Annotated in this window: 19 protein-coding genes and 1 pseudogene; 11 read left to right on the top strand and 9 right to left on the bottom strand. The window is 71.3% G+C overall.

Translation table 11 applies throughout. From position 1 onward, the window contains the following. Window positions 1-479: 479 nt before the first annotated feature. From ACIBI9_RS16475 to ACIBI9_RS16460, 4 genes and pseudogenes are all read right to left on the bottom strand, one after another. Entirely contained in the window at window positions 480-1,292 is an 813-nt protein-coding gene (locus tag ACIBI9_RS16475) for a DegV family protein (protein ID WP_397222911.1), read from the bottom strand. 14 nt (window positions 1,293-1,306) lie between these two features. Then, window positions 1,307-2,514 (bottom strand): annotated as a pseudogene (hutI, locus tag ACIBI9_RS16470) (imidazolonepropionase). 627 nt (window positions 2,515-3,141) lie between these two features. Next, window positions 3,142-4,560 carry a GTPase HflX gene (gene hflX / locus ACIBI9_RS16465; protein WP_397222910.1) on the bottom strand — a complete coding sequence of 473 codons (1,419 nt, stop codon included), beginning with the start codon at window positions 4,558-4,560 and terminating at the stop codon, window positions 3,142-3,144. Between the two features lie 84 nt (window positions 4,561-4,644). Beyond that, window positions 4,645-5,337 (bottom strand): DUF4097 family beta strand repeat-containing protein, encoded by a 693-nt coding sequence (locus ACIBI9_RS16460; protein ID WP_397222909.1) that lies wholly within the window; start codon window positions 5,335-5,337, stop codon window positions 4,645-4,647. 153 nt (window positions 5,338-5,490) lie between these two features. On the opposite strand from ACIBI9_RS16460, the gene aceB reads away from it, so the two are divergent. Genes aceB through ACIBI9_RS16425 form a run of 7 tightly spaced genes read left to right on the top strand, consistent with a single transcriptional unit; the run spans window position 5,491 to window position 13,868 of the window. Beyond that, entirely contained in the window at window positions 5,491-7,068 is a 1,578-nt protein-coding gene (gene aceB / locus ACIBI9_RS16455) for a malate synthase A (RefSeq protein ID WP_397222908.1), read from the top strand. A 27-nt stretch (window positions 7,069-7,095) separates the two neighbouring features. Further along, window positions 7,096-8,532, top strand: coding sequence for an FAD-linked oxidase C-terminal domain-containing protein (locus ACIBI9_RS16450; protein ID WP_397223311.1), 1,437 nt, complete (start codon window positions 7,096-7,098; stop codon window positions 8,530-8,532). Next, window positions 8,532-9,707 (top strand): FAD-binding oxidoreductase, encoded by a 1,176-nt coding sequence (locus ACIBI9_RS16445; RefSeq protein ID WP_397222907.1) that lies wholly within the window; start codon window positions 8,532-8,534, stop codon window positions 9,705-9,707. The genes ACIBI9_RS16450 and ACIBI9_RS16445 overlap by 1 nt, the downstream gene beginning before the upstream one ends. 5 nt (window positions 9,708-9,712) lie before the next feature. Continuing rightward, entirely contained in the window at window positions 9,713-10,915 is a 1,203-nt protein-coding gene (locus tag ACIBI9_RS16440) for a (Fe-S)-binding protein (RefSeq protein ID WP_397222906.1), read from the top strand. Then, window positions 10,912-11,664: an IclR family transcriptional regulator gene (locus tag ACIBI9_RS16435; RefSeq protein ID WP_397222904.1), complete on the top strand. Its 753-nt coding sequence runs from the start codon at window positions 10,912-10,914 to the stop codon at window positions 11,662-11,664. Before ACIBI9_RS16440 ends, ACIBI9_RS16435 begins: the two co-directional genes overlap by 4 nt. A gap of 19 nt (window positions 11,665-11,683) precedes the next feature. Further along, entirely contained in the window at window positions 11,684-11,896 is a 213-nt protein-coding gene (locus tag ACIBI9_RS16430; protein WP_397222903.1) for a DUF2277 domain-containing protein, read from the top strand. 58 nt (window positions 11,897-11,954) lie between these two features. Further along, complete coding sequence (locus tag ACIBI9_RS16425; RefSeq protein ID WP_397222902.1) at window positions 11,955-13,868, top strand: hypothetical protein; 1,914 nt, start codon at window positions 11,955-11,957, stop codon at window positions 13,866-13,868. Between the two features lies 1 nt (window position 13,869). Here the strand turns inward: ACIBI9_RS16425 and ACIBI9_RS16420 are convergent, their stop codons facing one another. Then, window positions 13,870-14,856 (bottom strand): helix-turn-helix domain-containing protein, encoded by a 987-nt coding sequence (locus tag ACIBI9_RS16420; RefSeq protein WP_350724860.1) that lies wholly within the window; start codon window positions 14,854-14,856, stop codon window positions 13,870-13,872. Window positions 14,857-14,983: 127 nt separating this feature from the next. Between ACIBI9_RS16420 and ACIBI9_RS16415 the strand changes: the two genes are divergently transcribed. The 3 genes from ACIBI9_RS16415 (at window position 14,984) to ACIBI9_RS16405 (ending at window position 19,026) form a co-directional block, all read left to right on the top strand. After that, a complete protein-coding gene (locus ACIBI9_RS16415) occupies window positions 14,984-17,428 on the top strand; it encodes an FAD-dependent oxidoreductase (protein ID WP_397222901.1) in 2,445 nt (814 codons plus the stop codon). A gap of 86 nt (window positions 17,429-17,514) precedes the next feature. Continuing rightward, entirely contained in the window at window positions 17,515-18,195 is a 681-nt protein-coding gene (locus ACIBI9_RS16410) for an HNH endonuclease family protein (RefSeq protein ID WP_397222900.1), read from the top strand. Window positions 18,196-18,237: 42 nt separating this feature from the next. Then, window positions 18,238-19,026, top strand: a complete 789-nt coding sequence (locus ACIBI9_RS16405) for an endonuclease/exonuclease/phosphatase family protein (RefSeq protein WP_397222899.1) — start codon at window positions 18,238-18,240, stop codon at window positions 19,024-19,026. A gap of 53 nt (window positions 19,027-19,079) precedes the next feature. Here the strand turns inward: ACIBI9_RS16405 and ACIBI9_RS16400 are convergent, their stop codons facing one another. The 3 genes from ACIBI9_RS16400 to ACIBI9_RS16390 form a co-directional block, all read right to left on the bottom strand. Next, window positions 19,080-19,409 (bottom strand): PepSY domain-containing protein, encoded by a 330-nt coding sequence (locus tag ACIBI9_RS16400; RefSeq protein WP_397222898.1) that lies wholly within the window; start codon window positions 19,407-19,409, stop codon window positions 19,080-19,082. Between the two features lie 35 nt (window positions 19,410-19,444). After that, a complete protein-coding gene (locus ACIBI9_RS16395; protein ID WP_397222897.1) occupies window positions 19,445-20,683 on the bottom strand; it encodes an ATP-binding protein in 1,239 nt (412 codons plus the stop codon). Window positions 20,684-20,768: 85 nt separating this feature from the next. Continuing rightward, complete coding sequence (locus tag ACIBI9_RS16390; protein ID WP_397222896.1) at window positions 20,769-21,449, bottom strand: response regulator transcription factor; 681 nt, start codon at window positions 21,447-21,449, stop codon at window positions 20,769-20,771. 94 nt (window positions 21,450-21,543) lie between these two features. Between ACIBI9_RS16390 and ACIBI9_RS16385 the strand changes: the two genes are divergently transcribed. Beyond that, window positions 21,544-21,975: a hypothetical protein gene (locus ACIBI9_RS16385; RefSeq protein ID WP_397222895.1), complete on the top strand. Its 432-nt coding sequence runs from the start codon at window positions 21,544-21,546 to the stop codon at window positions 21,973-21,975. Window positions 21,976-21,984: 9 nt separating this feature from the next. Here ACIBI9_RS16385 and ACIBI9_RS16380 read toward each other — a convergent pair whose 3' ends face one another. Then, window positions 21,985-22,800, bottom strand: coding sequence for an SDR family NAD(P)-dependent oxidoreductase (locus ACIBI9_RS16380; RefSeq protein WP_397222893.1), 816 nt, complete (start codon window positions 22,798-22,800; stop codon window positions 21,985-21,987). Between the last annotated feature and the right edge of the window lie 32 nt (window positions 22,801-22,832).

The raw sequence follows: 22,832 nt of genomic DNA, 5'->3' as shown, positions 1-22,832 counted from the left end.
CAGGCTCGGGATCGTCGTGCTGGCCGTCGCTGGGCTGGAGGGGCCTGCTAGACGCCACAGGGCAGAAAGGCTCTGCAGGGCATCTCAGGCTGGGGATGCCGGATGTCCCGCGCTGAGGGCCATGCTGGCGGCGGAAGGTTAAGGATTCCTGGTGGAACTCACGGGCTGAGGGTCGCCGCTGGACCGTCGCAGGGCTGAGAGTCCTGCTGGACCGTCGCAGGGCTAAGGGTCGCCGCCGGGCGTCGAACTGAGGGCCTGGGCTGGTACTGACGGGACGGACAGGGCTGAGGGGCCTGCTGGGGTGGCAGGGCTGACGGTCGTGTTGGGTCCTAGGAGGACTGAGGGGCCTGCTGGGCGTCGGAGGGGTGAGGGGTGTGCGAGGGGCGGAGGTCCGTGGATGGCCCGGTCGGTCTGGAGGAAGGGGCGCGGGTTGGCGATTGGAGGCCCGTCCCTCAGCGTGCCGCTTCGTGAAAGGTCGGTCAGGGGGTATGTGAGGTGACTGTGAGGCCCAGCATGCCGGGGCCCACGTGGACGCCGATCACCGCTCCCACCTCCACCACCCGCACCTCCCCCAAGCCGCCCAGCCGCTTCGGCAGGCGTTCTGCCAGGGCCTCGGCGCGGTCGCTTGCCCCGAGGTGCTGTACGGCCACCTCCACGGGCCCCTCGCCTGCCGCGCGGACGGCGAGGTCCTCCAGGCGGGCGATGGCGCGGGAGGATGTGCGGACCTTCTCCAGGAGCGAGATGCGGCCGTCCACGATGTGGAGCAGCGGCTTGATCAGGAGGGCCGAGCCGACGAGGGAGGCGGCGGTGCCGATGCGGCCGCTGCGTCGTAAGGCGTCGAGGGTGTCCACGTAGAAGAACGTCCGGGTGGTCTCCATGCACCGGCGGGCCGCCGCTGTCACCGTCTCCAGGGCGGCGCCGCGAGCGGCGGCGTGGGCGGCGGACAGGACCGGGTAGCCGAGGCCCATGGCGATCGAGCGGCTGTCGATCACCTCGACGGGTACGGGCGCGTGGGCCGCGGCTGTCAGGGCGGAATCGGTGATGCCGGACATGTCGCGGGAAACGTGGATCGAGGCGATTGCTGTCGCGCCCGCGGCCGCCAGGGCGGCGTAGCAGGAGGCGAAGCTCTCCGGGGAAGGGCGGGAGGTGGTTGCGGTGGTGAGGTCGCCGCTGAACAGCGGCTCGTCGTACGAGACCCCGCCGGCGATCACCTGGACGGGGACGACCGTGACACCCGGTACGGCAGGCAGGTAGGCGGTCGAGTCGGTGACCACGGCGACCGAGGGCGGCATAACCCCGAGAGTAACTACTGGACCGGAGTCCCACCCCGCCACACGCGGCGCGGCTTGAGACCGAAGGACCAGGCGAAGGCGCCCTCGTGGTCGGCGTCCCACTGCACGATGTCCGCCAGCCGCCCCGGAGCCAGGACGCCGCGGTCGGGAGCGCCGAGGACGGTGGCGCCGCCGAGGGTGGCCGCCCGCAGGGCGTCGTTGACGCTCATCCCGAACGCCGACACCGCCATGGCGATGACCAGGGACATCGAGGTGATGCCGCAGAAGCCGGGGTTGTGGTCGCTGCCGAGGGCGATCTGGACGCCGTGCTTGATCATCTGGCGGACCGGCGGGAGGTGGCCGCGCTGCAGGGCCGTGGCCGGGCAGACGACGGCGGGCACGCCGTAGCGGGACATGATCGCGATGTCCTCGTCCGACATGTGGTGCAGCCCGTCGGCGGAGGCGCAGCCGAGCTCGGCGGCCAGCTGGACGGCGCCGCGGCGGCTGAAGAGGCCGGCGTGGATGCGCGGCAGGAGCCCGACGTTGCGGCCCGAGGCCAGCACCCAGCGGGACTCCTCGGTGGTGAAGTGGCCCTCGTCGCAGTAGACGTCGACGCTGTCGGCGCCCGCCGCGGCGGCGTCGGCGCACCAGGCGCCCACGGCCTCGACGTATTCGCGCTGGCGGCCGAAGTATTCGGGTGGCACGACGTGCGCCGCCAGGAACGTGACGTGCACCCGCGGCATCATCGGCTCCTTCTCCAGCTCGCGCAGGAGCCGCACGTCGGCCAGCTCGCCGTCGCGGGTGAGGTGGTAGCCGGTCTTGGCCTCGACCGTGGTGGTGCCGCTGAGCAGCCAGCTCCGCAGCCGCTCGCGCACGCCGTTGCACAGGGTCCACGGGTCGGTGCCGCGGGTCACGGTGACCGTGGAGCCCACGCCGCCGCCCGCCGCGGTGATCGAGGCGGCGCTGGAGCCGCCGGTGCGGATGGCCAGCTCGGCGTAGCGGTTGCCGGCGTAGACGGGGTGGGTGTGGGCGTCGATCAGACCGGGCGTGACAGAGCGCCGCCGAGGTTTTCGACGTGGTCGACGTCGACGATGTCGTCGACGACTCCGGGGACGCTCTGCGGGAGGTCGGGCGCCCGCCCGACCCACGCGATGCGGTCGTTGTGCACGAGGATGGCCGCGTTGCTGAGGACCTCGTTGCCGGTCCACAGGCGGCCGATGTTGGTCAGCAGTCGAACGGTCACCGCATCACCGCCCTGCGTGAGCCCCCGCCCGCGCACCGGCATGGGCGCAGCGCACAGCTCAGGGGCTGTGCCGCGCCCACTGAGTCCGCTCCGGGTCCGGACGACATGGGGGGTCTCCTGCTCTCATCCGCATCGAGTTGTGCGGTGACCGTATCGCCAGAGTCATGATCCGGCGATTTCAGTTCAGTTACGTTATTTCACAGCTGGGCTTGCTGTACAGGGTTATTCGGAAGAAAGACCACTGATCCCAACCGTCACCCAGCCCCACCTCGTCCCCAAGGCCCCCGTTGACGACTTTGATCACTAGAGTCATCATCCGAAACCTAGAACCCAAACCTAGAAACCCGACCGCGTAAGGGGTCTGGCCGATTCTAGCAATCCCAGGGTTCGGGGACCACTGCCGCTTTTGGGTAGCCATGCGTGCTTTGCGGCGAGGGCCACCCCACAACATAACGTTCGCCGCCGACGTTCCAGCCTGCCACACGCCGCCGTCGCGCCCGACCGGTGTCATCGTTCGCCGACCGTCACGGCAGACCCGCCCGAACGTGCTCGGCCGGGCGACCCCACCGTACCGCTTGAGTGGGGGTCGCCCGGCCGCAACGACCGAAACCGGGGGTGGCCGGAGGGTTAGAAGACCCGCTCCACGGGCTTGCCGACCCGCTCGAGCTCCTGCCACAGGGTGGGCAGCACCCGGGCGTGCAGGATCGTGCCGTCCTCCACGTGCTCCACGGAGAGCACCTCGCCCTCCTTGTGGGCCCGGGAGATCAGGTCTCCCCTGTTGTACGGCACCAGCAGGTGGATCTCGTGGTCCAGCCGGGGCAGCTCCTGCTCGATGACCTCCATCAGCTCGGGGATGCCGCGACCGGTCCGCGCCGACACCACGACGCAGTCGCGCTCGCGCCGCATGATCCGGTCGATCACGTCCTGCTCGGCCGCGTCGGCCTTGTTGATCACGACGATCTCGCGGATGTCCGAGGCGCCCTCGATGTCGCCGAGCACCTCGCGCACGGCGGCCAGCTGGCCCTCGGGGTCGGGGTGCGAGCCATCGACCACGTGCAGGATCAGGTCGGCCTCGGCGACCTCCTCCAGCGTCGAGCGGAACGCCTCGACGAGCTGGTGCGGCAGGTGCCGCACGAAGCCCACGGTGTCGGCGATCGTGAAGAGCCGGCCTTCGGGCGTGCGCGCCCGGCGCACGGTCGGGTCGAGGGTGGCGAACAGCGCGTCCTCCACCAGCACCCCGGCTCCCGTGATGCGGTTGAGCAGCGAGGACTTGCCCGCGTTGGTGTAGCCGGCGATGGCCACGGCGGGGACCTCGCGCCGCTGACGCTGGTAGCGCATGGTGTCACGCGAGGTGGACATGCCGCTGATCTGACGGCGCAGCTTGGCCATGCGCTCGCGGATGCGGCGCCGGTCCAGCTCGATCTTGGTCTCACCGGGGCCGCGGCCGCCGATGCCGACGCCGCCCGCGGCGCGACCGCCGACCTGCCTGGACAGGTTGCCACCCCAGCCGCGCAGGCGGGGCAGCAGGTATTGGAGCTGCGCGAGCTCGACCTGGGCCTTGCCCTCGCGGCTCTTGGCGTGCTGGGCGAAGATGTCGAGGATCAGCGCGGTGCGGTCGATGACCTTGACCTTGACCGTCTCCTCGAGCTGGCGGAGCTGGCCGGGGGTCAGCTCGCCGTCACAGATCACGGTGTCGGCGCCGGTCGACTCGACCACGTCGCGCAGCTCGAGCGCCTTGCCCGAGCCGATGTAGGTGGCCGGATCGGGCTTCTGGCGGCGCTGGACGAGGCCGTCGAGCACCTGGGACCCAGCCGTCTCGGCCAGGAGCTTGAGCTCCAGCAGGGAGTTTTCCGCGTCGTCCACCGTGCCTGACGTCCAGACGCCGACGAGGACGACCCGCTCCAGCCGCAGCTGCCGGTACTCGACCTCGGAGACATCCTGGAGTTCGGTGGAGAGGCCCGCCACGCGGCGCAGCGCCTGGCGCTCCTCGAGGTCCATGTCGCCGGTCTCGAACTCGTCGAGGTCGAGCGCGGTGTAATCGTGCATTCGTGTCATCTCTATTAGGGAACGTCTGGACACCTCGGTGTCTTCCCACGATGGTGGCACGACACCCCCGGCACAATCACCCCGTTATCCGGCCGACACCGTGACGTCGCCGGATCCGGCCTTGAGCGAGATCTTGTGCGGTGAGGAACTGTCCTTCTTGACCGAGACGTCGGCGTCGCCGGACCCCACCTGGGTCTTGACGTCGTAGGCCCCGTCGGGCACGCGGAGCACGATGTCCCCGGAGCCGGTCTGCAGCTCGGCGCTGTCGGGCGCGGCGGTGTACTTGAGCTCGACGTTCCCGGACCCCGCCTCCGCGACGACCTTCTTGCCCGCCAGGTCCGCGGCGTCCAGGTCGCCGGAGCCGACGTGTACGGCGAGGTCCCCGGTCAGGCCCCTGAGCGTGGCGTCGCCCGAACCGTTTTCCAGGTCGACGGCCAGCCCCTTGGGGATCTCGATCTTGTAGTCGACGCTGCAGCTGCCCAGGTTCGATGGGCAGTCGTATGACATGAGCAGCGTGTCACCCTCGACGCTGTGCTGCGGCTTCGGCTTGTCGTCGCCGCGCCAGCGCAGCGTCTCGGTGACGCGTACGGAGCCGCCGCCGGTCTCGGTCACCACGGTCTCGCCCGCGCCGCTCTTGACCTGCAGCCTGGCGACCTTGTCCGTCACCTCGTAGGACGCCGTCTCCTCGCTGCTCGGACCGGCGATGCTCGCGAGCCCGCATCCCGTCAGCATCAGCGCGGAGGCCAGCAGCCCGCCCGCGATCGCGATGGTCTTCATGCCGTCAATCCTGTCCGGGCACGCCCCTGACCGCATCGGGGATGCCCCCGACGACTCCCCGAAGGAACCCCAACCTTTGACCCGGGACTACCAGGGGAGTAACTTCACTTCCACAATCCAGAAGTCATTTTCCACGAAGCGGAAAGGCACCCCATGGAGATCACCGGCCCGATGCTCGACCGGTTCGACGAGATCCTCACGCCTGAGGCGCTCGATTTCGTGGCGACTCTCCAGCGGGAGTTCGGCGCCAGGCGGCTGGAGCTGCTGGAGGCCCGCCAGGCGCGGCAGGCGGAGCTGTCCGCGGGCGGCCTGCTCGACTTCCTGCCGGAGACGAAGCAGGTCAGGGAGGCCGACTGGCAGGTCGCGCCGCCCGCGCCCGGTCTGGAGGACCGCCGGGTGGAGATCACCGGCCCGGTCGACAAGAAGATGACCATCAACGCGCTCAACTCCGGCGCCAAGGTCTGGCTGGCCGACTTCGAGGACGCCAACTCGCCGCTCTGGGAGAACTGCGTGAGCGGCCACCTCAACCTGCGCGACGCGCTCGACCGCACGATCGACTTCGAGACCGGCGGCAAGTCGTACGCGCTCAGGCCCGACGAAGAGCTGGCCACGGTCGTCGTGCGCCCGCGCGGCTGGCACCTGGACGAGAAGCACGCCCAGGTGGACGGGCAGCCGGTCTCGGGCTCACTGTTCGACTTCGGGCTCTACTTCTTCCACTGCGCCCAGCGGCAGATCGACAAGGGCAAGGGCCCGTACTTCTACCTGCCCAAGATGGAGTCCCACCTGGAGGCGCGGCTCTGGAACGACGTGTTCACCAGGGCTCAGGAGCTCCTCGGCATCCCGCACGGCACGATCAGGGCGACCGTCCTCATCGAGACCTACCCGGCCGCGTTCGAGATGGAGGAGATCCTGTACGAGCTCCGCGACCACTCGGCGGGGCTCAACGCGGGCCGCTGGGACTACCTGTTCAGCGTGATCAAGAAGTTCCGGACCCGGGGCCGCGAGTTCCTGCTGCCCGAGCGGAACGCGGTCACGATGACGGCCCCGTTCATGCGCGCGTACACCGAGCTGCTGGTGCGCACCTGCCACAAGCGCGGCGCGCACGCCATCGGCGGGATGGCGGCCTTCATCCCCTCGCGGCGCGACCCCGAGGTGAACGCCGTGGCGCTGGAGAAGGTGCGGGCGGACAAGACGCGCGAGTCGGGCGACGGGTTCGACGGCTCGTGGGTGGCGCACCCGGACCTGGTTCCGGTGTGCCGCGAGGTGTTCGACGGCGTGCTGGGGTCGCGGCCCAACCAGCTCGACCGGCTGCGCGAGGACGTCAGCGTGACCGCCGCCGAGCTGCTGGCCGTCTCCGCGACGCCGGGCGAGATCACCGAGACCGGGCTGCGCAACAACGTGGACGTGGCGCTGCGCTACCTCGCCGCCTGGATGGGCGGCCTGGGCGCGGTGGCGATCCACAACCTCATGGAGGACGCCGCCACCGCCGAGATCTCGCGCTCGCAGATCTGGCAGTGGATCCACAACGACATCACGCTCGCCGACACGGGAGCCCAGGTGACGAAGGAACTGGTCGAGCAGATCATCGCGGAGGAGCTCGCCAGGATCGCCGAGGAGCCCGGCCATGACGAGAAGCTGTACGGTCAGGCGACCGCGCTGTTCAAGGAGGTCGCGCTGGACGACGACTTCGCCGAATTCCTGACGCTTCCCGCCTATGCTCGAATGCCGTAGAACTAGGAAAAAGAGGGGGATCGGGTGCTGGAAACGCTGACGGCGGCCCTGCGCTCGCTGCTGCCCCATGACTCGGTGATCACCGATCCGGTACGCCTGCGCACGTACGAGTGCGACGGCCTCACCTACCACCGGGCGACCCCCGGCGTGGTCGTGCTGCCCGACACGGCCGAGCAGGTCGCCCGCGTGGTAGGCGTGTGCAACGACTTCGGCGTGCCCTTCGTGGCCAGGGGCTCGGGCACCGGCCTGTCGGGGGGCGCGCTCCCCCGCGAGGACGGCGTGCTCATCGTCACCTCCAAGATGCGCAGGATCCTGGAGATCGACCTGGACAACCGCCGGGCGGTCGTCGAGCCCGGCGTCACCAACCTGGCCATCACCGAGGCCGTGCGCGACCGGGGCTACTACTACGCGCCCGATCCCTCCAGCCAGCAGGTCTGCTCCATCGGCGGCAACGTCGCCGAGAACTCCGGCGGCGCCCACTGCCTCAAGTACGGCTTCACCGTCAACCACGTCGAGGCCTGCGAGATCGTCACCCCCGACGGCGACCTGGTCACGCTGGACCGCATGGACCCCGGCTACGACCTGCTGGGCGCGTTCGTCGGCTCCGAGGGCACGCTGGGCATCGCCACCAAGATCACGGTACGCCTCAGCCGCGCGCCCGAGGCCGTGACCACGGTGCTGGCCGCGTTCGAGAGCATCGAGCAGGGCGGGCAGGCCGTCTCGGCGATCATCGGCGCGGGCATCGTGCCCGCCGCGATCGAGATGATGGACGCGCTGGCCATCGAGGCGGCCGAGGCGGCGGTTGCCTGCCGCTACCCCGAGGGCGCGGGTGCCGTGCTGATCGTGGAGCTGGACGGCCCTCGGGCGGAGGTGGACGAGCAGTTCGCCCGGCTGACGGAGATCTGCTCGGGCGCCTTCGAGCTGCGGGTGGCCGCCGGACCGGCCGAGCGGGCGGCGATCTGGAAGGGCCGCAAGTCGGCGTTCGCCGCCGTCGGGCGCATCAGCCCGGCCTACATCGTGCAGGACGGCGTGGTGCCGCGTACGTCCCTGCCCGGCGTGCTGGCGGCCATCGACCGGCTCTCGCACGAGCACGGCATCAGGGTGGCGAACGTCTTCCACGCCGGGGACGGCAACCTGCACCCGCTCGTGCTGTTCGACGACGAGGAGCCGGGGGCCGGCGAGCGGGCCGAGGTGGTCTCCGGGGCGATCCTCGACCTGTGCATCGAGCACGGCGGATCGATCACGGGCGAGCACGGAGTCGGGGTGGATAAATCCCGCTATATGCCGAAAATGTTCAGCGCGGACGACCTGGACACCATGCAGCTCGTCCGGTGCGCGTTCGACCCCCGGGGCCTGTCGAACCCGGGCAAGGTGTTCCCCACCCCGCGCCTGTGCGGCGAGGTGCCGGGAGTGCGCAAGGGCGTGCACCCGCTGGTGGAGTCGGGGAAGGCGGAGCAGTTCTGATGCTGGCCGACACGGGGGTGACCATCAGGCAGGCGGACGCCGACGACGCCGTCAACGGCGTCCGGCCCCGCTGGGTCGCCCTGCCCGAGACGGTCGAGGAGATCTCGGCCGTGCTGCGGGCCTGCGCCGAGAAGGACCTGGCGGCGGTGCCCGCGGGCGGCGGCACCAAGCTGCACTGGGGTGCCCCGCCCGAGCGCTGCGACGTGCTCATCGACATGTGCTGCATGAACTCCCTCGTCGAGCACGCCGCCGGCGACCTCGTCGTGCGCGCGCAGGCCGGGCTGACCATGGACGCGCTGGCCGCCGCGCTCGCCGAGCAGGGCCAGGAGCTGGCACTCGACCCGCCGTTCAGGGAGCACACCACGGTCGGCGGCACGCTCGCCACCGCGACGGCGGGCCCGCGCGCCTTCCGCTACGGCACCGCCCGCGACCTGCTCATCGGCATCACGGTCGTGCTGCCCGACGGGACGATCGCCAAGTCCGGCGGCCGGGTGGTCAAGAACGTCGCGGGCTACGACCTCGGCAAGCTCTTCACCGGCTCCCAGGGCACGCTCGGCGTGATCGCGGAGGCCACGTTCCGGCTGCACCCGCTGCCCGCCGAGCGGCGCTGGCTCGTGGCGGTCACCGAACCGGCGGACGACGTGCTGCTCCGCCTGGCCGCCTCCCAGGCCGAGCCGTCCGCCGTGGAGATCGACTGCCCCGACGGCAAGGAGGCGACGGTCGCGGTGCTGGTGGAGGGCTCGGCGGCCGAGCAGCGCGCGCTGGCGTTGCGCGAGGTGCTGGGAGAAGGCACGGTCACGGCCGAGGCGCCGGAGTGGTGGGGGCTGATCCTCAGGGACGACGTGCTGCTGGAGACCCGGTTCCCGCCCGCGCGCGCGGCCGAGGCGCTGGCCGCCGCCGGGGAGGCCGGTTTCGCCTTCCGCGGCTCGGCCGCGGCGGGGCGGGCGTATCTGGAGCTCTGGGGCGAGGTCTCGGAGGAGGAGCTGGCTGCGGCCGTCACCCGGCTGCGCGGGCTGATCGAGGCGCTGGGCGGGCGGCTGAACGTGCTGGCCACGCCGTACGAGAGCGTCGACAGGTGGGGGCAGGTGAGCGGGCTGCCGTTGATGCGGCGGGTCAAGGAACGGTTCGATCCCGGGCGCAGGATGTCTCCCGGCCGGTTCTTGGGAGGGATCTGAGCAACGTGAATCCCGAGCTGATCAACGACTGCGTGCACTGCGGGTTCTGCCTGCCCACGTGCCCGACGTACGTGCTGTGGGGCGAGGAGATGGACTCGCCGCGCGGCCGCATCCACCTGATGAAGCAGCATGTCGAGGGCACCCCGATCACGCCGGAGATGGCCGGGCACTTCGACGCCTGCCTGGGGTGCATGGCGTGCGTCACGGCCTGCCCGTCGGGGGTTCGGTACGACCGCCTGATCGAGCAGACCAGGGCCGAGGTGGAGCACGAGCACGTGCGGGATCCGCAGGAGCGGGCCGTGCGCGGGATCGTGTTCAGTCTGTTCCCCTATCCGCGCAGGCTGCGGCTGCTGCGGCCGGGGATGTGGCTGGCCGAGCGCATGGCGCCGTTCCTCGCCAGGGCGCATCCGAGCCTCGGCGCCATGGCCGCGCTCGCGCCGCGCGTCGAGCACCGGCAGCGGATGCCGCGCGTCGTCAGGGCCAGGGGCGAGCGCCGGGCCGTGGTGGGCATGCTCACCGGATGCGTGCAGGGCGAGTTCTTCCCCCAGGTGAACGCGGCCACCGCGCGGGTGCTCTCCCTGGAGGGCTGCGACGTGGTCATCCCCGGCGGCCAGGGCTGCTGCGGGGCGCTCAGCGTGCACTCCGGGCGCGACGAACAGGCCAGGCGGCTGGCGCGGCGCACGGTCAGGACGTTCGAGAAGGCCGGGGTCGACACCGTCGTGGTCAACGCGGCAGGCTGCGGATCTTCGATGAAGGAGTACGGCGAGCTGCTCGGGCGCGAGCCGGGGTTCAGGGTGGTCGATCTGTCGGAATACCTCGCCGAGCTGGGGCCCGTGGCCAAGCGCCACCCGCTGCCGCTCACCGTCGCCTATCACGACGCCTGCCACCTGGCCCACGCCCAGGGCGTGCGCGTCCAACCGCGCGAGCTGCTGAGCGGCATCCCCGAGCTGGTGATCCGCGAGATCCCCGAGTCGGCCATCTGCTGCGGGTCGGCGGGCACGTACAACATCTTCCAGCCGCAGGCCGCCCGCGACCTCGGCGACAGGAAGGCCGGCGCGGTCGCCACGACCGGCGCCGAGCTGCTGGTCTCGGCCAACCCCGGCTGCACGATGCAGATCGCCGCGGCCATGCGGCGCGCGGGCTCGGACATCAGGGTGGCCCACACAGCCGAGGTGCTCGACGCTTCACTGCGTGGAGTCTCCCTATGAGTGTCCAGTCGGTGGAGCGGGCGCTGGATGTGCTGGAGGCGCTGGCCGAGCACGGAGGCGAGGCGGGCCTGTCGGAGATCGCCGCCAGGACCGGTCTGCCGTACGGGACCATCCACCGGCTGCTGCGCACCCTGCTCGCCCGCGGCTACGTACGGCAGGAATCCGACAAGAGGTACGCCCTGGGCGGCGGCCTCGTACGGCTGGGCGGCATCGCCGAGAGCATGGTGGGCGTGTGGGCGCAGCCGTACCTGACCAAGATGGTCGAGCTGTCCGGTGAGACCGCCAACCTGGCCGTGCTCGAAGGCGACTTCGTCGTCTACGTGGCGCAGGTGCCCTCGCCGCGCAGGCTGCGGATGTTCGCCGAGGTGGGCCGGCGGGTGCTGCCGCACAGCACGGCCGTGGGCAAGGTGCTGCTGGCCGGACGGCCCGCGGGCGACGCGGTGGCCGTCTTCGAGCGCACCGGCATGCCCCGCCGCACCCCCAACACGATCACCGACGTGACGGCCATGCTGGCCGAGCTCGATCTCGTCAGGACGCAGGGTCACGCCATGGACCTGGGCGAGGAGGAGCTCGGCGTGCACTGCCTGGCCGTTCCCGTGTGGGACGGCGACCGGGTGGTAGCCGCGATGTCGGTCTCCGGGCCCGCCGAGCGGATCGACGCGATCGACCGCGACGACCTGGCCGAGGGCATGCGCAAGATCGCCATCGACTTCGGCAACGAGCTCGGTCCGGCGGTCGACGCACGCTGAACGAAGTTACGGTTAGGGCATGTGTAGAAGCATCAAGACCCTGCGGCCCCCGTACACCGAGAGCGTGACCGAGGAGGACGTGCGGGCGGCGGCGTTGCAGTACGTCAGGAAGATCTCCGGCTTCCGCGCGCCCGCCGCGCACAACGCCGAGGCGTTCGACCGGGCGGTGGAGACGATCACCAAGGCGTCGGAGGAGTTGCTCGGAGCTCTCCAAGTTCGCGGAACGCGTTGACAGGCACCCGCGGTCGGTGAAGTGTTCCCTCGTGTAGGCCCCGAGCGAGGGAGCGCCCATGATCAGCGGGCTGTACCAGGGACAGGACGGCGACTCGCAGCTGGCGCTCCGGGTCGACATCGACGGGGTCAGGCCCACCGGGCGGGTGAGCGGCGACCTGTTCACCGTGGCGGGCGCGACGACCTCCTACGCCGGCTCGTTCGTGGTCAACTCCCCCACCGCGCGCTCGGAGGGTACGGAGACCCGGATCCAGGGGCGCGGGGTCTTCACGTTCGACACCCCGGCGAAGGACGTGAGCGTCACGATCACCGGCGGGTCGGGCACGGCCGAGGTCGCGGGGCGCGCCTACCAGGTGGCCTTCGCCTCGCCGTACTTCCGCAGCGTGCTGCTGGAGCAGGACTCCGTGATCGGGACCGTGCCGTTCGTGTCGTACCAGACCGGCACGCTGCCGGGGCCGAGCGGCTCGCCGGCCAGGGAGCTGAGCGTGCGGGCGGCGTACGCGGAGGCGGGCATCGAGCTGACCCTCGCCCAGCCGGGGGTGATCCCGGTGGACGGGTCGGGTGCGGACCTGGCGTGGGACGACGCCGAGCTGCATCACGCGATGACGCAGCAGTTCGGCGCGTTCGGCGACGCGCCGGCCTGGCGCATGTGGCTGCTGGTGGCCAGCAAGCACGTGGGCGGCTACCGGGGGATCATGTTCGACTACAACGACGCGCACCAGCGGCAGGGGTCCGCGGTGTTCTACGACGTGATCAAGGGGACGGCGCCGCAGGCGCAGCGGGCGCAGTTGCGTACGTACGTGCACGAGCTCGGGCACGCCTTCAACCTGCTGCACTCCTGGCAGAAGAACCTCGGCAGCCCGCCCCAGCCGCTGGGCCCCGACGGCGGCTTCGGCGACCTGTCGTGGATGAACTACGTGCAGAACTACAGACCCGGCGGCGAGCCGGGCTACTGGGCCGCGTTCCCGTTCCAGTTCACGGACCCGGAGCTCGTCCACCTGCGCCACGGCTTCTACCGCGACGTGGCCATGGGCGCGAACGCGTTCGGCACCGGCGCCGCCGAGATCGCGCCGTTCGAGCAGCCCGTGGAGGACCGTTCCGGGCTGCGGCTGGAGCTGCGCGCCAAGGAGTCGTTCGAGCTGGGCGAGCCCGTCGTGGTCGAGTTCAAGCTGTCCTGCGCCGGCGAGCCCCGCGTCACGCACGGCCACCTGCACCCCGACACCGAGTTCACCCAGGTGTCGATCACGCAGCCGGGCGGCAGGACCGTGCTGTACCGGCCGATGATGCGGCACTGCGTGGACGCCTCGCCGGAGATCCGGCTGGACGAGGGCAACCCGGCCATGTACCGCAGCGCGTACATCGGGCACGGACGCGACGGGCACTATTTCCAGCAGCCCGGCGAATATCACGTGCGCGCCCAGTACATCGCCGCGGACGGCTCCCGCATCGTCTCCCCCGCGTGCCTGGTCAGGGTGCGCTTCCCGGTCGGCCGCGACGACCACCAGGTGGCCGAGCTGATGCTGGGCGAGGAGCAGGGGCAGCTGTTCTCGCTGCTCGGCTCCGACTCGCCCGCGCTGCGCTCGGGGAACGAGGCCCTGGACGAGGTCATCGACCGGTACGGCACCCACCCGCTGGCCGTCTACGCCCGCCTGGTCAAGGGGCTGAACGCCGAGCGCGAGTTCAAGGCGGTGACGGCGGGCAAGCGGCTGCGCGTCCGGCCGCCGGATCCCAAGCAGGGCATCGAGCACCTCAGCCAGGTCGCCCGCGACGCGAGCATCGACAACATCACCCTGAACATGGTGATGCGCCGCCTGGCCAGGGCCGAAGCCCGGCAGGGGGACCTGGACCGGGCGAACGCGGTGATGGACCAGATGGTCGCCACGTTCCAGGCCAAGGGGGTGAACCCCATCGTCCTGGGGCAGATCCAGCGCCAGGCGGAGCTGACGAAGACCGCCCTGAGCGCCGAGGCCTAGCTCATTCGAGCAGGCGGTGCTGGGCGGCGAGGAAGCCCGCGTGGAAGCGGGTCCTGGCGTCCAGGCGCTCGCACAGCATCTGCACCCGGCGCTGCACCGTACGCGGGCTGAGCCCCAGCTGCCTGGCGATGGCGTCGTCCTTCATCCCGGCCGCCAGCAGTGCCAGCACCTCCGTGTCGGGCGTGCGCGGCCACACCTCGGGCTCCAGGCCGTCCGCGGCGGTCAGGCGGAGCGGCACGGCGGCCCGCCACAGCGTCTCGAACAGCCCCACCAGGGCGTCCAGAAGGGCGGACGGGTGCACCACGAGCGCGCTCTCCACGGCCTGGTCCTCGTCGGAGACCAGGGGCAGGATGGCCGTGCGGGCGTCGGCGATGGCCAGCTTGACCGGCACCTGCCCGAGCCTGGCCTGCTCGCCGTCGGCGATGGCCCGGCGCGTGTGGGCCAGCATGCCGGGATGCTCGAACGCCTGCGGACCGTAGATGCCGCGGATGGGCGCCCCCTGGCGGGCCGCCCGCCTGCGGTTCTCCCGGTCGTCGCTGACGTCCACCGCGTACGGCGGATGCACCAGCACGAGCATCTCCCGCGTGGCGTTGCGTTCCAGCTGGAGATAGCGGCGGGCCACGGCGTCACGCCCGCTCACCACCTCCAGCACCTCCTCCGGGTGCGGCCCGTTGCGCTCGGCGACCTCGGTGGCCAGCAGCGCGGCGGCGGCCCTGCTGTGCGCGATCTCCTCCTGGCGGCGCGCGACGAGGATGTCGATGGCGACGTTCGGCGGAGTGGCGATCAGCCGCAGCGGCCGGCCGGCCACCCGGGAGATGAGGCCGAGGTCCTCCAGCCGGGGCAGCATGCGGCGGATGGCCGCGGCGGACGAGCCGGTCTCGGCGGCGAGCTGGCTCAGCGTCGCCGGTCCGTGCCTGAGCAGCGCGCGGTAGGCGGTCTCCTCGGCGACGGTGACGCCGAGTCCCTCCAGCAAGCGCCGCTGCGCCATGTCCCCTCTTTCCGACATGTCATGATCCAGGTTCAGACTAAGGCAGCCTTGTTCGGAGGTGCACAGGGCTTTATCGTCATTGCATATCCGGCACGTGTTGCGCATTAAGGAACAAACCGGAGGCGTCATGAGTCGGCCCCGTCTGGTGATCGTAGGAGCCGGAATCGTGGGCTGCGCCCTCGCCGACGAGCTCACCGAGCGAGGGTGGACCGACGTCACGGTGGTGGACCAGGGGCCGCTCTTCGCCGCCGGCGGGTCCAGCTCGCACGCGCCCGGCCTGGTCTTCCAGACGAACCCGTCGAAGACCATGACCGAGTTCGCCGCCTACACCGTGCGGAAGTACACCGGGCTCGGCGGGTCGTGCTTCCGCCAGGTCGGCGGGCTGGAGGTGGCCACCACCCCGGCACGCTGGACCGACCTGCACCGCAAGGTCGGCTGGGCCGAGTCGTGGGGCGTCGAGGGCCACCTGATCGACCCCGGGCGGTGCGCCGAGCTGTGGCCGCTGCTGGACAGGGACAGGGTGCTCGGCGGGTACCACGTACCGACCGACGGGCTGGCCGCCGCGGTCGCGTGCGGACAGGCGCAGGCGGCGAGGGCCACCGAACGAGGCGCCAGATTCCTGGAGCGGCACACGGTCGTGGGCATCGAGCAGAAGGGCGGCCGGGTCACCGGCGTCGCGGTCGTGACCTCCGGCGAGTACCGGACGATCCCCGCCGACGTGGTGGTGTGCGCGGCGGGCTTCTGGGGGCCCTCGATCGGGAAGATGGCCGGGCTGACGGTGCCGCTGCTGCCGCTGGCCCACCAGTACGCCAAGTCGGGCCCCCTCCCTCCCCAGCCGGAGGGGCCCATCCTCCGCCACCAGGACCGCGACCTGTACTTCCGCCGGCACGGCGACCGCATCGGCATCGGCTCCTACTCCCACCGGCCCATGCCGGTCGCCCAGGACGAGATCGGCCCCAAGGGCACCGTCATGCCGTCGGTGCGGGCGTTCACCGAGGAGGACTTCGCCCCCGCCTGGCGGGACGCGGTCGAGCTGCTGCCCGCGCTCGCCGAGTCCAAGTACGAGGACGGCATCAATGGGATCTTCTCCTTCACGCCCGACGGGTTCCCGCTGATCGGCGAGGCGCCGCACCTCGACGGGTTCTGGCTGGCCGAGGCCGTCTGGGTGACCCACTCGGCCGGGGTGGCGCGAGCGCTGGCCGAGGTGCTGGTGGACGGGCGCTCCGGGTTCGACCTGCACGAATGTGAGCTGAGCAGGTTCGAGCAGGCGCAGCTGTCGCCCGCGTTCGTCGAGGAGCGCGGCAGGCAGAACTTCGTCGAGGTCTACGACGTCATCCACCCGCTCCAGCCGATGGAGTCGCCGCGGCCCCTGCGGACCAGCCCGTTCCACGCGCGGCAGCGGGAGCTGGGCGCCTTCTTCCTGGAGGGGGCGGGGTGGGAGCGACCGCACTGGTTCGAGGCCAACGTGCCGCTCCTGGAGGACCTCGTACGGCGCCGCAGGACCCCGGACGTGCCGGAGGAGGCCCGGGGCATGGCCGTCGAGCCCTTCCTGGGCGCGGCGCAACGCGACGAATGGGCCTCGCGCCACTGGTCGCCGGTGGCCGCCGCCGAGTCGTACGCCACCAGGGAACGGGTGGCGCTCTACGACATGACGCCGCTCAAGCGGATCGAGGTCAGCGGGCCGGGGGCGGCGGCGTTCCTGCAGCGCATGACTACGAACAACGTGGACAAGAAGCCCGGCTCGGTCACGTACACGCTGCTGCTCGACGTCAAGGGCGGCATCCGCTCGGACCTCACGGTGGCGCGGCTGGAGGAGGACGTCTTCCAGGTGGGCGCGAACGGCAACCTCGACCTCGACTGGCTGACCAGGCACGCGCCCGGCGGGGTGCGCGTGCGCGACCTGACGCCGGGCACGTGCTGCGTGGGCGTGTGGGGGCCGCAGGCGAGGGAGCTGGTGCAGCCGCTCACCGACATGGACCTGTCGCACCAGGGCTTCCGCTACTTCAGCTGCAAGTCCGGATATGTCGGGCATGTTCCGGTGCTCGCGATGCGGGTCTCCTATGTGGGCGAGCTGGGCTGGGAGCTCTACACCAGCGCCGACCTGGGGCTCAAGCTCTGGGACACGCTGTGGTCGCGCGAGATGGCGGTCGCCGGCGGGCGGGCCGCGTTCGGCAGCCTGCGGCTGGAGAAGGGCTACCGGCTCTGGGGCGTGGACATGACGACCGAGCACAACCCGTACGAGGCCGGGCTGGGCTTCGCGGTCAGGGCGGACAAGGACTTCATCGGCCGCGACGCGCTGACCGCCGACGTCATGCGCAGGCTGGTGCCGCTGCTCAGCACCGAGGTGGTCATGGGCAAGGAGCCGGTGCGACACGCGGGGCGCACGGTCGGGTACGTCACGAGCGCGGCGTACGGGCACACCATCCACCGGCCCATCGCGTACGCGTGGCTGCCGAGCGAGCTCGCCGAGCCCGGGACCCATGTCGACATTTCCTACTTCGGTCGCCGGGTGCCCGCGGTGGTCGCCGAGGAGCCGCTGTTCGACCCCGGGATGGAAAAGATCAAATGTTGAAGTAGCCGCCCCGGAGGCGTTGAAAGGCCTTTTATGGGCACTTGACCTAGACTTTACGGAGGTAGGGCGAAGTCTGGGGAGTGGGCGTGGGGCGGCGGGTTCGGGCGTTCATGGCCGGTGTGGCCACGGTGGCGGTGCTGGCGGGCTGCGGCGGGCTGCAGGGGCAGTCCTCAGCAGGTACCGATAAGTCGGATAAATCTGACTCGGTGTCCGTCTCGGACGCCCGCAAGAAGCTCGCCAAGTTGACGGTCAAGGGCCGCGCGCCGAAGACCGGGTTCGACCGGGACAAGTTCGGCCCGGCGTGGTCGGATGTCGACCACAACGGCTGCGACACCCGTAACGACATACTCAAGCGGGACCTGGTGGACGAGAAGTTCAAGGCCGGGACCCACGACTGCATCGTGCTGAGCGGCACGCTGCACGACCCGTACAGCGGCAAGACCATCAACTTCAAGCGCGGTCAGGACACCAGCACCGCCGTCCAGATCGACCATGTGATCCCGCTGTCGGACGCCTGGCAGAAGGGCGCGCAGCAGTGGGCGGCGGACAAGCGCAAGGAGTTCGCCAACGACCCGCTGAACCTCATGGCCGTCGACGGCCCCCTCAACGGCCAGAAGAGCGACTCCGACGCCGCCACCTGGCTGCCGCCGCGCAAGTCGTACCGGTGCACCTACATCGCCCGCCAGATCGACGTGAAGTCGAAGTACGGCGTCTGGGTGACGTCGGCGGAGAAGGACGCCATGGAGGGCATCCTGTCGAGCTGCTGAAGATCTATACGAACAGTCACGCGGTCCGTAAGATCCGACGGCATGCATGCGACAAAACGGATCAAAGTGATGATGGCCGCAGCCGTCACGGTGCTCGCCTCCACCGCCCTGCCCGCCCCGGCGCACGCCGCGACGAACCTGGTGGTCCTCGACTGGAACGTCGCGGGCGACACCGCCGACATGAAGGCCATCGCCGGAGTGATCCGCAGCAGCGGCGCCAACATCGTGACCGTGCAGGAAATCCATCGCAAGCCGGAAGCCGACCAGGTCAAGCAGTTAGCCGACGAGCTCGGCTGGGACATCACGGCCAACGCCCACTTCGGCGCGGGCGACAACCCCGGCCCCTGTGACGATCCGCAGCCCGGCAAGGCGGGCAACGCGATCCTGTCCTCGTTCAAGATCCTCGAGCGCGTGACGATCCCGCTCAGCGACTTCGAGACCTGCCCGGTCAACCGCTCCATGGCCGGGGCCAAGCTCGACCTCGGCGGCGGCTCGACGATCACGGTGTTCACCACCCACCTGTCCCCCGGCCTGTCGGCCACCTCGGTGGCCCGCCGCGAGGCCCAGGCGGACAAGGTGCGCAATTACCTCGGCTCCCGGTCCCCGCTGATCCTCACCGGCGACTTCAACGCGCCGCCCACGGACGCGCTGTCGAAGAAGTTCGTGAGCGCGGGCTGGGTGGACACCGGCGCCAGGTACGCCAACACGCCGACCCACGGGGACGCCCGCATCGACTACATCTACACCAGGGGCATCACCACCACGAGCGGCTCCGTCCTGTCGAGCACCCTGTCCGACCACCGCCCGGTCGTCATGAAGATGACCCGCTGACGGCACAAGGCCCACCGCCGCGCGCGGTGGGCCGGTGGCCGTGGGGGATTCCGTCAGTCGTCGTCGTGGCCGTGGTCGTCGTCGTCCTTGTCCGTCTGGTGCTTGGTGACCTTGCCGGTGGCCGCGTCGACGTCCAGCTCGTGCCGTTCGGTGCCCTTGGTCAGCTCGACCTCCCACACGTCGGGCTGCGTGCCCCTGCGCTGGTAGTCGAGCTCGCTGACCCAGGCCCCCGCCACCTCCTTGTGGGCGAGCTCCATGGCCCGCTCGGCCGTGACCTTGGGGGCGGCGGCCGTGGACGCGGTGGCGGCGAAGGCGACGCCCCCGCCCGCGACCAGCGTGACGATCCCGGCACCGACGACGATGAACTTCTTCGTGATCTGCATGACTCCACGAAATCGCGATCGCCGATAATCGCGCGCTAAGGAGCCGTTAAGACCATCTCCACCCGCGCGCCGCCGCCTTCTGGCGTGGAGACGGCCAGGTGGCCGCCCGAGGACTCGGCGGTACGGCGGGCGATGTCGAGACCGAGGCCGGTCGAACCGCCCCTGCTGTTGCCCCGTTCCAGCAGCTCCGGGTCGAAGCCCGGCCCCGAGTCCTCGACCGCCAGCACCGCCCCCGACGCGTGCGGCGTGAGCCGTACCGCCATGGAGGCCCCTTCCGGGGTGTGCGCGAACACGTTGCCGAGCAGGGCGTCCACGCAGGCCGCGAGCTCCTCGGCGCCCACCGCGACGGGCAGCGGCCCGTCGGGCAGCGAGATCGACACCTCGCGGCACTGGTCCTCCGCCAGCACCGACCAGAACCGCACCCGCTCCCCCACCACCGCCGCCGCGTCGCACGACGCGCGCCCGGCCGAGCGGCGCCGCGCCTCCGTGATGACGACGCTCACCGCCCGTTCCAGTGCGTCCACGCGGGCCCGCAGCCGTGCCGCCTCCTCCGGGTCCCGCAGCGACTCGGCGTCCAGCCTGAGGCCGGTCAGCGGAGTACGCAGCCGGTGCGACAGGTCGGCCACCGACTCCCGCTCCGCCACCAGCAGCTCGTCGATCCGCCCCGCCAGGTGGTTGAGCGCCAGCGCCACCGAACGCACCTCGGGCGGTCCGCCCGGCTCCGCCCGAGCCGTCAGGTCGCCCCCGGCCAGCCGGTGCGAGACCCGTGCCAGCCCGTCCACCGGCCGCGTGACGGCCAGCGCCAGCCGGTCCGCCAGGACGATTCCCAGCACCACCAGCACGATCCCCAGCAGGAGCAGCCCCAGCCACGCCTCGCGGACGCCCTTCATCAGCTCCGCGTCCGGCACGAACACCCTGATCACCGCCGTGCCCCCGGACGACTGCGCGGAGACCAGCACCTCCCTGCCGCCGGAGGCCACGGCGGTGACGCTGCGCCCGGTCGCGGCCAGGCGCACCGCGTCGGTACGGGGTGCCGCCGCGCCCACCGTGCGCCCGCCCGGCAGGAACACCGTCACCGGACGCGACACCTGCGCGATCGCCAGCTCCAGGTCGGGCGTGCCCACCGCGACCGCCACGGACTCGGCGGCGGCGGTCGCCCTGCCCATCGCGCCGTTCTCGGCCACGGCCCGGATGAGCAGCGCCATCGGCACCAGCAACGCGATCAGCACGAGGGACGTCGTGGCCGCCACCAGCAACGCCAGCCACCGCCTCACGCCCGCCCCCTCCGCTCGGGCCGGCCTCCGCCCTGCGGCGCCGTCCCGGAGGAATCCCGCGTCCCCGCCGCTGCCGTCGCGCGCGTCATGACGGCTCGACCAGCTTGACGCCGACCCCGCGCACCGTGAGCAGGTAGCGGGGCTCCGCGGCCGTCTCGCCCAGCTTCCTGCGCAGCCACGACAGGTGCACGTCCACGGTCTTGTCCGCGCCCCCGTACGGCAGCTGCCACACCTCCGTCAGCAGCTCCCGTTTCGTCACCACCTCGCCGGGCCGCGCGGCCAGATAGTGCAGCACGTCGAACTCGCGCGGCGTCAGATCCAGCGCCGCCCCGTCGAGCGTGGCCGTACGCGCCCGCGGGTCCACCCGCAACGCCCCCACCGCCAGCGCCGGCTCCGGCGCCGAGCCTCCGGCCCGCCGCAGGACGGCCCGCACCCGCGCGTCGAGCTGCGCCGCGCTGTACGGCTTGACCACGTAGTCGTCGGCCCCCGCGTCCAGCACCGGCACCATCTCGGCGTCCCCGTCACGCGCGGTCGCCACGATGACCGGCACCTTGCTGACCGCCCGCAACATCCGCAGCAGCTCCACCCCGTCCAGATCCGGCAGGCCGAGGTCGAGCACGATCAGGTCGGGACGGTCCTGCACGGCCAGCCGCAGCCCGTCCAGCGCTGTCGGGGACGAGGAAACGGCGTGACCGAGATCGCGCAGCCCGCGGCTGAGCGCCGTACGGATCGCCACGTCGTCCTCGATGAGCAGGATGTCAGCCATGTACAAGAACGTAGACGGTCGATGACGATGCCCCGAGCAGCCTTAGCACCGCCTTAACCTGGCGTTAGCCGTACATGGGGGATGGTTGTCGACCATGAAGAGACTCGTGCTGGCCTGGGCCGCCACCGCCGTCGCCGCCACCAGCGCGGCCGTGGCGGTGCTCACCCTGCTCGGCACCGGCCTCACCGGCGACTCCGGCCACGTGCTCAGCCCGGCCGAGGTCCGCGCCGCCCTGAACACCGCCACCCAGCGCGCCACCGGCACGCCATCCGCGGCGACGGGGACGCCGCCGCAGACAACCCAGGGCAAGCTGATCCGCACCGCGGGCGGCACCGTGATCGCCTCGTGCGAGGGCGACCTGGTCACCTTGCGCTCGTGGAGCCCGGCCCAGAACTACTCGGTGGACCAGGTCGAGCCGGGGCCCGCTCGCACGGCCAAGGTCGAGTTCGAGCCGGAGGAGGGCACGGAGGTCGAGCTCGAGATCGAGTGCTCGGCCGGCCGGCCGGTGACCCGCTTCGGCTCGTAGCCGCCCGCGTCAGGTGAGCAGGACTCCGCCGTCCACGGGAAGCGTCACCCCGGTGATGTACGAGGCCGCGTCACTGGCCAGGAAGACGGCCGCGGCCACCAGCTCCGCCGGATCGCCCGGCCGCTTCATCACCACCCTGGACTCGACGACCGCCTCCACGTAGCCGGGCTTGAACTGCTCGGTCATCTCCGAGTGGAAGAACCCCGGCTCCAGGCAGTTGACCCGGATGCCGCGCCGGCCGGTCCACTGCTGCGCGAGATCCCGGGTGAGGCCGATGATCGCCGCCTTCGAGGCGCTGTAGGCGGCCTGGGGCAGCCCGGCCGTGGTCTCGCCGAGGATGCTGCCGATGTTCACGATCGACGAGCCGGGCCGCATCACCCGCGCGCACGCCTGGGCCATCCAGTACGTGCCGAGCAGGTTGACGTCGATGACCTGCCGGAACTCCTCGGGCGTCTCCCGCAGCGCGGGCACGGCGGTGCCGATGCCGGCGTTGTTGACCAGCACGTCGACGGCACCCATGGCCTCGACGGCGGCGGCCGCCAGCGCGTCGCAGTCCTCCGGACGCGCCACGTCCGTCTGCACGGCCAGGCACCGGCGGCCGGTCTCCTCGACCAGCCGCCGCGTCTCCTCCAGGCGGTCGGCGCGCCGGGCGCCGATCACGACGTCGGCGCCGGCCTCCGCGAGGCCACGGGCGAACGCGACGCCCAGCCCCGAGGACGCGCCGGTGACGACGGCCACCTTGCCGTCGAGCGCGAACCGCTCCAGCACGTCACATCCCGCCTTCCCGCTCACCTGCACGCGCCGCTTCCCGGGGAAGGGCGCCACGCTCGGGTGACGCCCTCCCGAGGCCGGGCCGC

Source organism: Nonomuraea sp. NPDC050451 (genome assembly GCF_044458585.1).
This window is presented reverse-complemented; position numbering and strand designations above follow the sequence as displayed.